The sequence below is a fragment of the Streptomyces sp. TS71-3 genome (genome assembly GCF_018327685.1).
Classification (GTDB): domain Bacteria; phylum Actinomycetota; class Actinomycetes; order Streptomycetales; family Streptomycetaceae; genus Streptomyces.
Genome location: NZ_BNEL01000001.1, coordinates 156803 through 171396 on the forward strand (window position 1 = coordinate 156803; position 14594 = coordinate 171396).

General features: G+C 71.3%; 16 protein-coding genes and 1 pseudogene. 9 read left to right on the forward strand and 8 right to left on the reverse strand.

The window, feature by feature from the left end:
* Nucleotides 1-85: 85 nt before the first annotated feature.
* Both prcB and Sm713_RS00755 read right to left on the reverse strand, forming a co-directional pair.
* On the reverse strand, nt 86-949 hold the full coding sequence (prcB, locus tag Sm713_RS00750) for a proteasome subunit beta (protein ID WP_212907778.1): 864 nt from the start codon (nt 947-949) through the stop codon (nt 86-88).
* An 864-nt stretch (nt 950-1813) separates the two neighbouring features.
* Nucleotides 1814-2059, reverse strand: a complete 246-nt coding sequence (locus tag Sm713_RS00755; RefSeq protein WP_212907779.1) for a hypothetical protein — start codon at nt 2057-2059, stop codon at nt 1814-1816.
* Between Sm713_RS00755 and Sm713_RS00760 the strand changes: the two genes are divergently transcribed.
* Together Sm713_RS00760 and Sm713_RS00765 are read left to right on the forward strand one after the other, a co-directional pair.
* A complete protein-coding gene (locus Sm713_RS00760) occupies nt 2058-2819 on the forward strand; it encodes a DUF4239 domain-containing protein (RefSeq protein WP_212907780.1) in 762 nt (253 codons plus the stop codon). The genes Sm713_RS00755 and Sm713_RS00760 overlap by 2 nt on opposite strands.
* Nucleotides 2820-2925: 106 nt before the next feature.
* Nucleotides 2926-3240: a putative quinol monooxygenase gene (locus Sm713_RS00765; RefSeq protein WP_212907781.1), complete on the forward strand. Its 315-nt coding sequence runs from the start codon at nt 2926-2928 to the stop codon at nt 3238-3240.
* Between the two features lie 67 nt (nt 3241-3307).
* On the opposite strand, the pseudogene Sm713_RS00770 reads toward Sm713_RS00765, so the two are convergent.
* The 4 genes and pseudogenes from Sm713_RS00770 to Sm713_RS00790 all read right to left on the reverse strand — a co-directional run bounded on the left by Sm713_RS00770 (nt 3308) and on the right by Sm713_RS00790 (nt 6266).
* Nucleotides 3308-3721, reverse strand: a pseudogene (locus tag Sm713_RS00770) (toxin-antitoxin system, toxin component, PIN family protein).
* Nucleotides 3684-4820 carry a DUF433 domain-containing protein gene (locus Sm713_RS41380; protein ID WP_308293139.1) on the reverse strand — a complete coding sequence of 379 codons (1137 nt, stop codon included), beginning with the start codon at nt 4818-4820 and terminating at the stop codon, nt 3684-3686. The pseudogene Sm713_RS00770 and the gene Sm713_RS41380 overlap by 38 nt, the downstream one beginning before the upstream one ends.
* A 269-nt stretch (nt 4821-5089) precedes the next feature.
* Nucleotides 5090-5395 carry a DUF397 domain-containing protein gene (locus Sm713_RS00785; RefSeq protein ID WP_308293140.1) on the reverse strand — a complete coding sequence of 102 codons (306 nt, stop codon included), beginning with the start codon at nt 5393-5395 and terminating at the stop codon, nt 5090-5092.
* Nucleotides 5352-6266, reverse strand: coding sequence for a helix-turn-helix transcriptional regulator (locus Sm713_RS00790; RefSeq protein ID WP_212907782.1), 915 nt, complete (start codon nt 6264-6266; stop codon nt 5352-5354). Before Sm713_RS00790 ends, Sm713_RS00785 begins: the two co-directional genes overlap by 44 nt.
* Nucleotides 6267-6443: 177 nt before the next feature.
* Here Sm713_RS00790 and Sm713_RS40010 point away from each other — a divergent pair, with 177 nt between their 5' ends.
* Nucleotides 6444-6929 (forward strand): ATP-binding protein, encoded by a 486-nt coding sequence (locus tag Sm713_RS40010; protein WP_374195942.1) that lies wholly within the window; start codon nt 6444-6446, stop codon nt 6927-6929.
* Between the two features lie 29 nt (nt 6930-6958).
* Here the strand turns inward: Sm713_RS40010 and Sm713_RS00800 are convergent, their stop codons facing one another.
* Entirely contained in the window at nt 6959-8140 is a 1182-nt protein-coding gene (locus Sm713_RS00800; protein WP_374195943.1) for a serine hydrolase domain-containing protein, read from the reverse strand.
* 719 nt (nt 8141-8859) lie between these two features.
* Between Sm713_RS00800 and sigJ the strand changes: the two genes are divergently transcribed.
* From sigJ to Sm713_RS00815, 3 genes are all read left to right on the forward strand, one after another.
* Nucleotides 8860-9792, forward strand: coding sequence for an RNA polymerase sigma factor SigJ (gene sigJ / locus Sm713_RS00805; RefSeq protein ID WP_212907785.1), 933 nt, complete (start codon nt 8860-8862; stop codon nt 9790-9792).
* A gap of 104 nt (nt 9793-9896) precedes the next feature.
* The gene (locus Sm713_RS00810; RefSeq protein ID WP_212907786.1) at nt 9897-10370 is read left to right on the forward strand and encodes a carboxymuconolactone decarboxylase family protein; all 474 of its coding nucleotides are present in this window, start codon (nt 9897-9899) and stop codon (nt 10368-10370) included.
* A 192-nt stretch (nt 10371-10562) separates the two neighbouring features.
* Complete coding sequence (locus tag Sm713_RS00815) at nt 10563-11102, forward strand: hypothetical protein (RefSeq protein ID WP_212907787.1); 540 nt, start codon at nt 10563-10565, stop codon at nt 11100-11102.
* Between the two features lie 299 nt (nt 11103-11401).
* Here the strand turns inward: Sm713_RS00815 and Sm713_RS00820 are convergent, their stop codons facing one another.
* Complete coding sequence (locus Sm713_RS00820; protein ID WP_212907788.1) at nt 11402-12106, reverse strand: SDR family NAD(P)-dependent oxidoreductase; 705 nt, start codon at nt 12104-12106, stop codon at nt 11402-11404.
* Between the two features lie 155 nt (nt 12107-12261).
* On the opposite strand from Sm713_RS00820, the gene Sm713_RS00825 reads away from it, so the two are divergent.
* The 3 genes from Sm713_RS00825 to Sm713_RS00835 all read left to right on the forward strand — a co-directional run bounded on the left by Sm713_RS00825 (nt 12262) and on the right by Sm713_RS00835 (nt 14574).
* A complete protein-coding gene (locus tag Sm713_RS00825; protein WP_212907789.1) occupies nt 12262-12939 on the forward strand; it encodes a CGNR zinc finger domain-containing protein in 678 nt (225 codons plus the stop codon).
* A gap of 84 nt (nt 12940-13023) precedes the next feature.
* The gene (locus Sm713_RS00830; protein ID WP_212907790.1) at nt 13024-13503 is read left to right on the forward strand and encodes a hypothetical protein; all 480 of its coding nucleotides are present in this window, start codon (nt 13024-13026) and stop codon (nt 13501-13503) included.
* Nucleotides 13504-13743: 240 nt separating this feature from the next.
* Nucleotides 13744-14574, forward strand: coding sequence for a bifunctional 2-polyprenyl-6-hydroxyphenol methylase/3-demethylubiquinol 3-O-methyltransferase UbiG (locus tag Sm713_RS00835; protein ID WP_212907791.1), 831 nt, complete (start codon nt 13744-13746; stop codon nt 14572-14574).
* Nucleotides 14575-14594 lie beyond the last annotated feature (20 nt).

Genomic DNA, 14594 nt, shown 5'->3' on the forward strand with positions numbered 1-14594 from the left:
TTGACGGAGCAGGCCGGAGCGGCGGGCGGCCTCGCTCGCGGAGCCGGGCCGGGCCGGGAAGCCCTGCGGTTCACGCACCCGTCGCTTACAGGCCCGCGGCCGGTCCGTCCGGTCGCGTCCGCCGCTGGTCGATCATCTCGCGGGCGAGTTCCGCGGTCTCCGGCTCGGGCAGCCGCTCGTAGCCCTCCTCCGTGATGACGGAGACGATCGGGTAGATGCGGCGGCCGACGTCGGGGCCGCCGGTGGCCGAGTCGTCGTCGGCCGCGTCGTAGAGCGCCTGGAGCGCGGCCAGCGCCGCCTCGCGCCGTGACATGTCGCGCCGGAACAGCTTCTTCAGCGCGGCACGCGCGTACGGGGAGCCCGAGCCCTCGGCGTGGAAGTCGGTCTTCTCGTAGGGGCCGCCGGTGACGTCGTAGCTGAATATCCGACCGTGCCGGCCGTCCGGGGCGACCTGGTCGTAGGCCGCGAGCAGCGGGATCATGGCGAGCCCCTGCATCGCCTGGCCGAGGTTCTGCCGGACCATGGCGGCCAGCCGGGCCGCCTTCGCGTTGACGGTCATGGGGGCGCCCTCGATCTTCTCGAAGTGCGTCAGCTCCACCTGGTAGAGCTTCACCATGTCCACCGCGAGGCCGACGGTCCCGGCGAAGGCGACCGCGGTCCAGTCGTCCGCGGGGTGCACCTTCTCCAGGTCCTTCTGCGCGATGACGTTGCCCATCGTGGCCCGCCGGTCGCCGGCGATCAGCACGCCGTCGCGGAAGGCGAGGGCGAGCACGGTGGTGCCGTGCGGCAGGCCCCCGGGCGAGACGCCCGGGGCGGCATCCCGGGGGACGGCCCGGTGGGGCCGGAGCAGCTCGGGCCGGTGGGCGGCGACGAACTCGGTGAACGACGAACTCTCCGACCCGCTGAAGTACCCGTCCTGCGACGGGCCGGCGACCTCACGCGGTGCCATGCGACCCCTCCCTCGTCCCCGTGCGCGCACGAGGCTCCCCACTCGCGGCTCCCCCGACCCCCGATTCCTACCAGATCCAGCAGACGGGAAACGCTCTCGGCCGCCTGTACGGGGCCCGGGGCATGTCTGCGGGGGGCCGGCGCTGGGAAGCATCCGAAGGGCATGTGTGGCCGTGCATTATGCCTGCTCGTAGGGCCCGGTGTACCGAAAACCCGCAAAAAAGTCATCACATGACAAATGCTGTGAGACGATCCGCGACGTGGCTGTGAGGGGACGGGACACGCCCACGCGCATCGCTGCGCGCGGCGGGCGACGTGGCATGGGGGCCGGCAAGGGGATGGGTACCCGAGGCCGTTGGGGACAGGTGCGCGACGTGCTCCGCCGACGTGCCGTCGCCTTCCTCACCCTCCCCGCAACCCTCGTCCTGTGCCTGGCACTTACCGGGGCGTCGGGCACGGCGGATCCGTCTTCGTCGCGGCACCACGGAGAGGGCCACCACGGGGGCGGGATCCACCTGGGGCTGTGCATCCACATCGGCCTGTGGCTGAGCTCGGCGGACTGGACGCGGCACCACCACCACTGGCCGTGCCCGCCGCCCCCGCCACCGTGCAAGCCGACGCCGCCGCCCACCACGCCGCCGCCCACGACACCGCCCCCGCACACCCCTCCGCCTCCGCCGCCGCCGTCGGAAGGCGCGACGCCCACGCCCACGCCGCCGGCGCCCACGCCGACCCCGGGACCGCAGAAACCGGAGACCCCAGGCCCGTCGGGCGAGGCCGCGGCGCCGCCGGCCCCTCCGCCGCCACCCGCGTCATCCGCACCGGCGACGGACCCCCCGTCCGCACCCGAGCCACCGGACCGGACCTACCAGGCCGCCCCGCGGCACAAGAGCACGCTCGCCCAGTCCCACCACGGCGGGGCACCGCTGACGCTCACGGTGCTGGTGATCACCGTGCCGGCCGTCCTGGCGGCGGCCGTGCTGCGCCCGCGCTCCCGTTCGTCCCGTAGCACGCGGTCGTCCTGACCCGTCCTGACCAGCCGGGATCCGAAGACGAAGGATTCCGGGAACCAGGCCTCGCAAGAGCCTGACCAGCCATGGGGGTTGTCCATGTCGGAATGGGTGGTACTCGTCCTGGCGATGGCGCTGGTGTGCGCCGTGGTCGTCGCCGTCGTCGTGCTGCAGCAGCGCAGGATCGGGGAGGACGACGACCCGTCCGAGACGCCCGACGTCATCGAGTACATGACGATGATGATCGGCGTGATCTACGCGATCGTCCTGGGCCTCGCCATCGCCGGCGTCTGGGAGGCCAGGAGCGCCGCGCAGGACAACACGTTCAACGAGGCCCAGGCGCTGCACGAGGTGAGTGCCCGCGCGCAGGTCTACCCGGCGGCGGTCCGGGACCGCGTCAGGTCCGACATCGACGCGTACGTGTCCTACGTCGTCCACACCGAGTGGCGGCACATGGAGGAGCAGCAGTCCCTGTCGCCGCACGGGACGGAGCTGCTCGACCGGGTGCGCCACGACATTCTCGACCGCGAACCGGCAAGCGAGGCCGAGAGCCAGAACTACCAGGCGATGGCCGACCTCGTCGCCACCGCCGACGCGGCCCGCAACACCCGCGGGCAGAGCGCGGGCCCCACGATGCCCGGCGTCGTCTGGTTCGGCCTGATCGCGGGCGCGGTGGTCACCGTCGGCCTGATGTTCACCCTCCAGATCAGGCGCTCGGCCCGCGAACTCGTCCTGGCGGGCACCTTCAGCGCCCTGATCGTCTTCCTGCTCTTCCTCATCTGGGACCTCGACACCCCCTTCGGCCAGGGACTATCCGCCACGCCCCAGCCGTTCGTGGACCTGTTCCCGTCGGTGGGGTGAGATCCGGCGGGGTGGGATCCGGCGGTGCGCACGCGACCCGTACCGCCGTCGGGCCGCATATCGTCCTGGGTATGACGACTGCACCGGACATAGTCGAGGCGGGGGCATGATCGGCCGACTGATGACCATGACCGCGCACCCGGGCAGGGGCGGCGACCTCGCCGACATCCTGCTGAGGGTCGCGGCGGGCCTGCGCGGGTTCCCCGGCTGTGAGCTCTACCTGATCAGCCGCGACGCCTCGGTTCCGGACACGGTGCACGTCACCGAGGTCTGGCACGACGAGGCCAGCGCCCAGGCGGCCCTCACCGGCGAGCCGACCGCCGACGCACCTCGCCCGGCGGACGTCCTCGCCCTGCTCGCGTCACCACCGCAGCGTACGGAGCTCACTGTTCTGGGGGGAGTGGGGCTGGCCGCCGGGTGACGAAGGTCCCACCAATCCCCTCCGGGGGACTGCCGTTGCGGGCGGTTGTCGTCCGCAGTCCGCCCTGTCAGGGCCACGTGCGCTCGATGCGGTCGTGTCGTACCGCGTAAGCCGCCGGACCGCCTCTCTCGACGGCTCGGTGTATCGCGTCGCGGCGTGCATGGAGCCGTTCGACCATCTCGATGCTGCGAAGCTGCTGATTGTCCAGGTAGAAGAGCACCGCCTCGTGCTCCAGAACAGGCTGGATCTCCAGGTCACGTGTCTTGATCCGACCGTCCTTCGAGAGCGGGACCCAGGACCGTTCGAGGCCATGGCTGATCTACTCCTGGTCGGGTATGTCCTGGCCGTCGTCGGGGAAGACGTCCCCGATGCGGTGGACAGTCCATCCGCAGGCAGTCAGTCCATCGGCGACTCGGCGCCCGAGATTCCGATCGAGGAAGAACTCAGGCGGCAAGGCGCACCACTGCGCGGCAGAGCGCATCGACTTGTTCAGGCGTCATGTCGAAGTCGTAGGCGATGTCCTCGACCGTCTCCCCGGCCTCCCAGAGATCGGTGATGGCCTTGACCGAGACACGGTTCGCGGCCACCACCGGGAGGCCGTGGCCGAACCTGGGGTCGATCACGACCGGTACGGATGCCGGGTACTGCCGCAGTCGCAGGCTGGACGGGAAGTCGTCGCCCGGCTCCCAGCTCAGGTAGCGGAGATAGTCCGAGACCACTTCCTGGATGGGGGCTTGCCCGTCCCGTGCTCTACGCAGATCCCCGAAGCCGTGTTCGATGAAGATGTCCACGCCGTCCGTCGCAATCCGTTGGGACACGAGCCCGTACGGCGTACCGAAGGCGTCCCGTACGGCGGCAGCCGCCTCCCTGATCTCGCTCATCCGCAGTCCGAGGGAGCGGAGCGAACGAAGGGCGTGCGCCTCCGCCACGGCGATGAAGGGCACCGAAGGCTGTCCCCTCCGCACCGGCTGCACCTGATGGACCAGTGGCGTTCCGGCGGCCTTGCCCTTCAGCCAGGAGGCGAGGGTCGACTGGGGGATCTCGAGGTAGGAGGCTGTTTCCTTGGGGGTCAGAAGCCCGTCGCTGAACCTGTCGACCATGTCCTGCCTCCTCTCAGCCCTGCCTTCACATCGTGGCACAGCCAGCTCGGCACGCCGGGCATGTTCGGCGTCGAGCTCCTTCAGCTCCTCCAGGCCCGCGGCGTACTCCTCCTCGGTGATGGGTCCATGCTCCTTCTCCAGCCAGTCGACGAGTTCCCGGAGTGGATCCAGGCCATCGCTCATGTCTCGCTCCAGGTATCGGGCCACTTCGAGGCCTCCGAGCGTCGACGAGATCAGGGTCTGACCCTCGGTGAAGTGCGCGCACGGTGCGGCGATGCTCACAGGGGAGCCGTCCGGCAGGGACAGGACGTACGCCGCGACGCCGACCGTGATCGCGCTGCCGCGGCGTTGCGCGAGGGCGTTGGAGATCACCGTGAAGTCGGCGGTGAGGCGGGTGCGTACGTGGATCACGCCGGAGGTGGGAGTACCGGCGGAACCGGCATGGGCGCGCAGGCGCGCGTTAGACTGCGGGTCAGCCATCGGGAAGGGTTTGCTTCCTGATCGGTCAGGCCCTCGTTCGGGATTGCCGTCCCGGCCGGGGGCCGTAGCTTTTACGGTTGTCGCGGCGAACGTAACCGTCCGTGTCCTCCGCCTGCAAGCTGGTCACCCTGACGGGTGAAACGGGCCGGGAAGGTGGGTGGGCGGTAGTTCTTTGTCCCGGTTCTTTGGGAGTTCAGTGGGCCACCGGACCCTCGTGGACAAGGACCCGGCGGCCCGGGAAGACGGACGGTGACCGGGGCCCGGTCGGCTCAGACGCGGTGGCTCCCGGCCTTCAACCCACCTATGAAGACGGCCCAGGAGCGGGTCCGGAAGGTCAGGACGGGGCCGTGGGGGGCCTTGCTGTCACGGACGGGGACGGTGCCCGGGAATGCGTCGGCCACCTCCACGCAGTCGCCGCCCTCCTGATTGCTGTAGCTGCTCTTGCGCCAGGCGGTACGAGTCAGGTCGCCTATGAACGCAGTCCAGGCAGTGGCCTCGAAGGTCAGGACGGGACCGTGCGGGGCTTTGCTGTCACGGATGGGCACGACGCCCGGGAATCCGTCGGCCACCTCCACGCAGTTGCCGCCCTCCTGATTGCTGTAGCTGCTCTTGCGCCAGACGGCGCCGTTCAGATCGGGACGGGACCTTCGCTCCATGGTGGTTGCCCTCCATCACGGATCGGATCATGTCGAGCGACATGAGCGGCGGCAGAGCTGCCGCCCGCAGCCGATCGTAAGCCAGCGCGAAGGCCTTGACCTCCTCCGGATCCTCGATGAGTTGCCCGTAGTGGGCGCCTTCCGTGTAGGCCATCTCCGAACCGTCCGGCAGCGTCAGGATGGTCAGGGAGCCGCCCATCGCGTCGTGCTCGCCCTGGTCGAACGGCAGCACCTGCACGGTGATGTGCGGCTCCGCGGCGGCGTCGAGCACCCGCTCCAGTTGCCGCCGCATCACGAGTTGCCCGCCAACTGGGCGCAACAGCACCGCCTCGTCGAGGACGACCCACAGTTCCGGCCGGTCGGGCGAACGCAGCCGTTCCTGTCGTCCCATGCGGGTGGCAAGCCTCTCCTCCAATTGCTCGTCGCTGCTGAGGGTGCGGCCGACGCGCAGCACGGCCCGCGCGTACTCCCTCGTCTGTAAGAGACCCGGCACGACGTGGGCCGCGTACTCACTGATGCCCACCGCCCGCACCGAGTGCCCGATGAACGCCTGCGCCCAGTCCGGAAACGCCTCCCGATACACATACGGCCACAGGTCGACCAGCAGGTCGTCCGCCCCCAGGGCGACGTCAAGCGCCCGAGCCAGTTGCAGCGTCGGCCTCGCTCCGGAGGCCCGCTCGATCTGCGTGATCCTGCTGGCCACGACATGCGTCAGCATGCCCAGTTCGGTTTGTGTAAGCCCCGCCGCCAGCCTGAGCCTGCGCACCCGCGACCCGAACAGCGCCGCCATCGACGTACTGGGATCGATTTCGCTGGCCAAGGGATCACGTCCGTTCCTTACGAACCGAAAGGTAAGGCTCCGTCACCTTCCGACCCTAGGACGGTCTGCCGAACCTTGAGTACGGAACGTGATGACTCGCGTACACCGCGGGGCTTCACCGGGCTCGACGGACAAGGACGGACAAGCGTGCTGACGAAGACGACCACCACGCGCGACGAGGAACCGCGACCGGAAGCGGCGGGCGTGCCCGAACGCCGAGAGTTCAGGCGCCAGTTCACCTCCTCACCCCGAAACGCGCGCCTCGCACGCCGGCTTGCGGTGCGCCGCATGGAGGAGTGGGGGTACCCGCCACCGTCGGACACCTCGTGCACGGTCGCACTCCTCGTGGCCGAACTGAGCGCCAACGCCGTGCTCCACGGCCGCGTCCCGGGACACCACTTCGCCCTTTGCCTCAGCCTGGACGGGACGACCGGCGTGGTCCGCATCGAGGTCGCGGACGCCGCAGGCGTGAAGCGTCCGCCGAAGGCCGCGCCGCCCTCCTGCCCCGGCGGCGAGTCGGGCCGCGGCCTGCTCCTGGTGAACGCCCTGGCCACCCGCTGGGGCTCGGCCCCACGCGACCCCCTCGGCAAGACCGTCTGGGCGGAGGTGGCCACCGGGGACGGGGCAAGGTGACGGGTCGCCCGGCCCGGCACCCCATCCCGTTACGCCAACGACTTCCGTACTGCCTCGACCAGCGACACCGCGCGAGGGTCCTCGGCGCCCTCGACGATGTTGTTCATCACGTAGCCGAAGGCGATGCCGTGGTCCGGGTCGGCGAAGCCGAGCGAGCCGCCACGGCCCGGGTGGCCGAAGGAGTGCGGTCCCGTCAGGGGGGTCATCTCCGTGGGGAGCATGTATCCGGAGCCGAAACGGCTCGGGATCATCATGACCTTGTCCGGGCCGGCGGCCTGCTCCTCGGTCGCCGACGCGAGGGTGTCCGCGGTGAGCAGGCGGACGCCGTCCACCTCGCCGATCACCGCCGCGTACATGCGGGCCAGCGCCCGCGCGCTGCCGATGCCGTTGGAGGACGGGATCTCCGCGGCCTGCACCTCGGGCGAGCCGAAGTCCATCTCGGCCGGGTCGGTGACCGCGAAGGCGCGGTTGGTGAGGGAGTCCGGGTCGAGCGTGGCGGCGACGATCTCGCGGAACTCCTCGGGGATCGCCTCCAGCGGGACGGACGCCGGGTCGAAGTCCGGCTTCGTCGACACCATCCGGCTGACCCGCTCGCGCTCACCGGCCGGCAGCCCGATGAAGAAGTCCAGGCCCAGCGGGGCGGCGATCTCGTCGGCGAAGAAGCGGCCGGGTGTGCGGCCGGACACCCGGCGGATCACCTCGCCGACCAGCCAGCCGAAGGTGCGGCCGTGGTAGCCGTGCGCGGTGCCCGGTGTCCACTGCGGTTCCTGGGCGGCGAGGGCGTCCACCATCGGCTGCCAGGCCAGTGCGTCGGCGAGCGGCACCGGCCGGTCCAGCGCGACCAGGCCCGCCCGGTGGGACAGCAGCCAGCGCACCGGGATCTCCGCCTTGCCGTTCGCCGCGAACTCGGGCCAGTACGCGGCCACCGGCGCGTCCAGGTCCAGTTCGCCGCGCTGGGCCAGCAGGTGCGCGGCGGTCGCCGTCGCCCCCTTGGTCGCCGAGTAGACCAGTTGCAGCGTGTCCCGCTGCCACGGACGGCCGGCGTCGGGGTCGGCGGTCCCGCCCCACAGGTCCACCACCGGCCGGCCGTCCCGGTACACGCACACCGCGGCGCCGATGTCCCCGTGCCGCTCGAAGTTCGCCGCGAACGCCTCCCGCACCGGCTCGAACCCGGGTGCGACCTCACCGTCGATACCGTCGATCGTCGTCATACGGCCCATCCTGGCACCGTGCCGCGCACCGGACACGGGCGGTTGAATGGCGGCCCTATGTACCACATGGCGATGCTGTGCCCATGTCCATGGGGCCGTTGACATGGACGCACCCCTAAATGTGTATGTCCCGCATGAGGTCCAGGTGAGCCATCAGATACCTGCCGCGACATCCGGGGGGAACGAGTCCGGGCGGAGAGCAATCGAGCGTCGGGCGGGGGCCACCGGTCATCCGGTGGCGGTCTGCTTGGCGGCGTCCTGGGGCTGGGCGGCTCCTGACGCCGGGCGGGGCGGGGTTCACCGGACGCGGTGAACCCCGCCGGGGCCTTGCCACGGCACATCACCCTGCCGTGGCAAGGCCCCCCCTGTGTCTCTCGGCCTGTGTCTCTCGGCCTGTGTCTCCGGCCTGTGTCTCGGCTTGCGTCTCCGGGCCCCTCTCGGCGCCTGATCAGTGGCATCCTCACATTCAGGGGCGCCGTCCTGTCGAACGGATGAGGGCAGACGCGAGCGAGGGAGCGAGCGCACCATGAGCACCCCATCCGAGCCGGCGGGGCCGGAAGGGCCGGCTGAGGGCCGGTCCGGCGAGCAGGTACGCCACCGGTCCGAGGACCCGGTACGCCACCGGTCCGAGGAGCCGGAGCACGCCGGGTCCGGCGAGCCGGGAGACGGGGTCCGGCGAGCCGGGACATGCGGGAACCGACCCGGCCCTGAGCGCGATCATGAGCGAGCGGCGCCAGCTGACCAACCTCGCCTACCGCCTGCTCGGGTCGCTGGCCGAGGCCGAGGACGCCGTGCAGGAGACCTACGCCCGGTGGTACGCGCTGACCCCGCGGCAACGGGACGGGATCCGAACCCCCGGTGCCTGGCTGACCACGGTCGCCAGCCGCGTCTGCCTCAACCTGCTCGGCTCGGCGCGCGCCCGGCGCGAGCGGTACGTGGGCCAGTGGGTCCCGGAGCCGCTGCCCGACCGCACGGAGTGGATCAGCGGGCGCCCGGGCAACGCCACCGCCGACCCGGCCGACCGCGTCACCCTAGACGAATCGGTCAACATGGCCTTCCTCGTCGTGCTCGAAGCGATGACCCCGGCCGAGCGCGTCGCGTTCATCCTGCACGACGTCTTCCGCTACCCCTTCGCCGACATCGCCGAGATCGTCGGCCGCACCCCCGCGGCCTGCCGCCAGCTCGCCTCCTCGGCCCGCCGCCGCATCCGCGCGGCGGAGCCTCCCGCGACGCCGACGGCGCAGCAGGCCGGCGTCATCAGGGACTTCAAGCAGGCGTGGGAGGCCCAGGACATCGAGGCCCTCATCGGCCTGCTCGACCCGGACGCCACGGCCATCGGCGACGGCGGCGGCCTCGCCAGCGCCCACCCCCACCCGATCGAAGGCCGCGAGCAGATCGCGCGCCTCTACATCGACATCGCCCGCACGGCACCCGAGGCGACGCTCCTGGAGCGCACGGTCAACGGCCGGCCCGGGCTGGTCGCGCAGGAGGACGGCGTCACGGTGACGGTGTTCGCGTTCGAGGTCGCGGGCGAGCGGATCAGGCGCATCTGGGCGGTGCGCAACCCCGAGAAGCTCCGCCCTTGGACGGGGACGGGCACGGGCACGGGGACGGGGACGGGCACGGGAACGGAGACGGGGACGGAAGGCTGACGGGGGTGGCCCGGAGACCGGGGAGCCGGGGGCCCGGCTCGGCTCACATTTCGCCGGCCTGCGGTGTCGGAAGGGTGTACCCCCGATACGGCAAGGAGATCAGCATGGAAGCCCGTCTCGACCACCAAGGCAACCCGGTCGGCTCCAAGTTCGTGAAGCACATCGTCTCGGCCGGCAACGCCGTGTGGGAGTCGGCGCTCCCGGCCGCCACGCGGCACCTGGTGGAGATCCGCGTCAGCCAGATCAACGGCTGCGCGTTCTGCATCGACATGCACACCAAAGACGCAGCGCACGCCGGCGAGACCGCGCTGCGCCTCAACCTGGTCGCGGCCTGGCGGGAGGCCACGGTCTTCACCGACGCGGAGCGCGCGGCCCTGGAACTGGCCGAACAGGGCACCCGCGTCGCCGACGGCGCCGGCGGCGTCACCGACGAGGCCTGGGCGAACGCGGCCAAGCACCACGACGAGGACCAGCTCACCGCCCTGGTGTGCCTCGTCGCCGTCATGAACACGTGGAACCGGCTGAACGTCATCACCCGGCAGCCCGCCGGCGACTACCAGCCTGGTCAGTGGGGCTAGCGACACCGCTCGGCGCCGGGCCGGGCCCGGCACCGAACGGTGCCGGGCCCGGTCGGATCGGGCCATGGGCGGGCCATGGGTGACGGTGTCCGAATCCCACCCGGCCCGGCACGTTCCCTACAACCCAAGGGACGGGTGAGCCGTCGTACACGGCGTCGTACAAGCCCACTTCCACCTCAGGAGAACCACGCGATGCGTTTCAAAAGGGTCGGAATAGTCGTGGCCGCGGTCGCCGCCCTGGCGATGGGTGCCATGACGAGCAGCGCCTATGCGGGGACCGGGCCGGCGCCCGGGGCGTCCTCGGGGGAGAGGACGGCCGTGCGCTCGACCGCGCCGTCCGCCGCCGGCAACCCGGCGAGTGCCCGCGCACAGGCGAGCGGGGTCTGCGACGACGCCTACCAGATCGGCGCGACGACCTACCTCGGCGACGACGGCAACGGCGGCCACTGGGTCTCCCTCAAGCAGTTCTACTCCCCGAAGTGCCAGCAGAACTACGGCTACATCTGGGTGTGGGACAGCTACCTCACGCAGTACCCGGACCCGTACGAGATCCGTATCGGCGTCTGGGACAAGGCCACCAACAAGGTGTTGGGCCAAGTGATCACCAAGGACACGCGGGCGCAGGAGTTCTGGTCCCAGGGGACGAGCACCGTCAAGGACTGCACGCGCGCGGACGGCTACTTCATCTCCCCGGTCGAGAGCATCTACACCCAGACCGCCCTGCGCTGCTGATCCACTGATCCACTGATCCGCTGATCAGCAGGCGGCTGATCCACTGCCCCACTGATCAGCTGGTGGCAGATCCACAGATCCGCGCACAGCCCCGATCGGCCCGGCCGGCGCACGCAGGGCCGGGCCGATCGGGCCGGTGGTCGACGCCGGTGGTCCGTATGCCCTCGTTGTGGAAGGGCTCGCCCGCGGCGGCGAGAAGGCGCTCCCGCGAAGGGGCTCTGCCGGGTTCGCGCATGGGTGGCCTCCTCGACCCTCCTCGACTCTCCTCGTCCCCTGTCGCCCGTCGGCGTCAGCCTGCCTCAGCCGGACACGATCAGACCCTCGACGGGGCCGGACAGGGCGCTCTTGAAGTGGCGACTGGAGTCGTCGGCGAGGAGTTCGGTCTCGCCGGAGGCGAGGGCGTTGACGATGTCCGCGGCCACCTTGGCGGGGTCGTTCTTGGCGCCGGGGAGGTTCCGGACGAGATCGGTGTCCGTCAGGCTGAGTTGGACGCCGAGGACCTGGGTGCCCTGCGCGGACAGTTCCGCCCGCATGGTGTTGGTCATGGAGATCAGGGCCGCCTTCGCCGCGCCGTGGGTGCCCGAGCCGGGGAAGCCGGCGATCCACGCCGTCAGCGAGTGGAGGATGACGAGCGCACCGCCGCCGCCCGCCGCCAGCACGGGGGCGAACGCCTTGGCGACCCGCAGGGGCCCGAAGGCCACGATCCCGAAGACCCGCTCGACCTCCTCCTGGCTGTCCTGGAGGAGGGGGCCGAACGTCATGATGCCGGCGTTGTTCACCACGATCTGAACGTCGGCGGCGGCCCGCGCGAGCTCGCCGGCCGCCCTCGGGTCCCCCAGCTCGAACGCCAGCGGCACGATCCTCTGGTCACTCTCCGCGATCGGCGTCCGGGACGTGACGTACACCTTCGCCGCGCCCGCGCGCAGCAGTTCCTGGGTGATCTCCCTGCCCAGCCCGCGCTGGCCCCCGGTGACGAGGGCGGTCGCACCACTGACGGTAGTCATGCTCGTACTCCTTGGTAGGGCTTGCGCCCTCGGTGATGGGGCTCGCGCCCTCGGTGATGAGGCTCGCACCCCTCGTCGTTCAACAGAAGCTAAGATCTCTTAGCTTCTGTTGAGCATGACGTCACTCGGCGACTGAGTCAAATATGCTGTTCCTTATGTCTTGGATCGCGACGGAAAGGTTCGAGGCCCGGACCGCTCCGGCCGGCCTCGCCCTCGTACAGGAACTGATCAACACCCACGCCGTGGAGCGCGGTCCCGGCGCCGACCTGCTCGCCGACCGCGCGCCGGCGCAGGAGTGGCTGGCCGGGGCCGCTCGGCAGTGGGCCGAGAGCAGGGGGGCCGACGCTCCGCAGGTGTCCCTCTCGGACGCCGACGTGGAGGCCCTGCGGGACCTCAGGGCGCTGGTGGTCGAGATGCTCGCGGTGCCCTTCGACGAACGGCCCGCCGGCGCCCCGGGCCCGTTCGCCGGCCTCACGGGGCGCGCCCCGGTGGTCCTCGTCTCCGACCCCCAGGGGCGGGTGGGGCTGATGCCGTCCGGTACGGGCCTCGGGTGGCTCGAATCAGCCGTGTGGTCGGAGATCCTGCTCGCCCAGCAGAGCGGCGAGTGGGCGCGCCTCAAACTGTGCCGCGAATCCGGCTGCCGCTCCGCCTTCTACGACACGTCCCGCAACAGCAGCGGCGTCTGGCACAACGTCCGCACCTGCGGCAACATCGCGAACCTCCGAGCTGCGCGCGACCGGAAGAAGCAGCGGACCACGGCGGACGGGGGCCCCGGCCGGGGCGGGGAGCCGGCGGGCGCGCAGGAGGCGGCGGACAGCCGGGGAAGGGCGTAGGACCCTCAGGGAGGGGCGTAGGACCCTCGACGGCCCGGGTCCACCCGTGCCAGGATCCAGGCATGATGACGACCCGAAAGGTCCATGCCGCGTAGACGGCCCCGAACCCTGCGCATCGAGCAGTGGAAACCGCCGCACGGCCTCTACCGCCAGATCCCCTGGCCGACCCGCGTCGACCGCCTGTTCCCCAGGACCGTCTCCGCCGTCCACCGGGCGGAGACACTCCGCTGGGGAGACGAGTCGGGCATATGGCCGGGTGCCACAGCGGCGGCACTCTGGTCATATCGCCGATTCCTCGGGCGCCGGGGCCGGCACCTGTACGTGCTCAGATCCCGCTGCGGCTGCTTCGGCTGCGAACTCGAAGTGAACGTGACCGTGGCGCGGGACGTCCTCGAACTGGTCGTGCCGACGCTTCCCCGCCGTGCCCGCGCCGAGTTGGAAGAACTCCTCGCGGACCTGGACGAACGGCTGTGGCGCCGGACCCTGCCCGATCCCACCGCGACCAGGAACCCCGGAAGAGCCTGGTGGCACACCAGGATCGTCGACGAGACCAGCCATCTGTGAGGGGCGAGGGAGCGCCGGGACGGGCAGCCCCGGGACAGGAAGTCCGGGGACAGGAAGTCCGGGGGCGGGCAGCCCGGGGGCGGGGAGCCCGGAGGCGGGCAGCCCCGGGACGGGGAGCCCGGGGGCGGGGGCCGCCGGGTCCGCGGTTCGACGAGGGCCTGTCACCGGCGCGCGGGCGCGGTCACCGCCGCCCGTAAACCAGTGGCGTCCGCTCGGACGAGCCCCCTAGCTTGTGCGCTCGTGACCGACGATCCGAGGACGGCCCGCCCGAATCCGCCCGGCCTCGGGCGGGTGTTCAACGAGATACCGGAGCTCTACGACCGGGTCAGGCCGGGATACCCCGACGAGCTGTTCGGGGACCTGGCCGCCCTCACCGGCATCGGCGCGGGCTCGCCGGTGCTGGAGGTGGGCCCCGGGACCGGCCAGGCGACGCGGTCCCTGGCAGCGCTCGGATGCACGGTGACCGCCGTCGAGCCGGGCGCGGACATGGCCGCACTGGCCCGCCGGCGGACCGCGGCCTTCCGCGACGTCGGCGTCGAGACGTCGACGTTCGAGGAGTGGGACGACCGCGGCCGGCGCTTCGACGTCCTCGTGGCCGCCTCGTCGTGGCACTGGGTCGACCCGTCGATCGGCTGGCGGCGCGCGCACGACGTGCTGCGCCCCGGAGGCTGGATGGCGCTGCTCGGCAACGTCGTCGTCCGCAGACCCGGAGAGCCGGAGGTCTACGCCGAGACGGCCGACCTCCACGAGCGGTTCTCGCCGGGGAACCCGGGCTGGGGCCATCCGCCGCTGGAGGACGACGTGCGCGCCACCGGCGGGGGCTGGGGACTGGTCGAGGGCCCCGGAGGGCTGTTCGGCCCGACGACGGTGCGCTGGTATCCGGCCGTCCAGTGGTTCGACGCGGAGGGCTTCACCGATCTCCTCCGCTCGACGTCGCTGTACCGGAGGCTCGACCGCGAGGTCCGTGATCCCCTGCTCGACGCCATCGCCGAGCGGATCCGCACGCGGATGGGCGACCGGGTGCCACGCCGTTACCTGAGCGTCCTGCGGGCCGGAGCGCGCCTGGGGTGAGTCGGGTGGAGTGAGTTGGG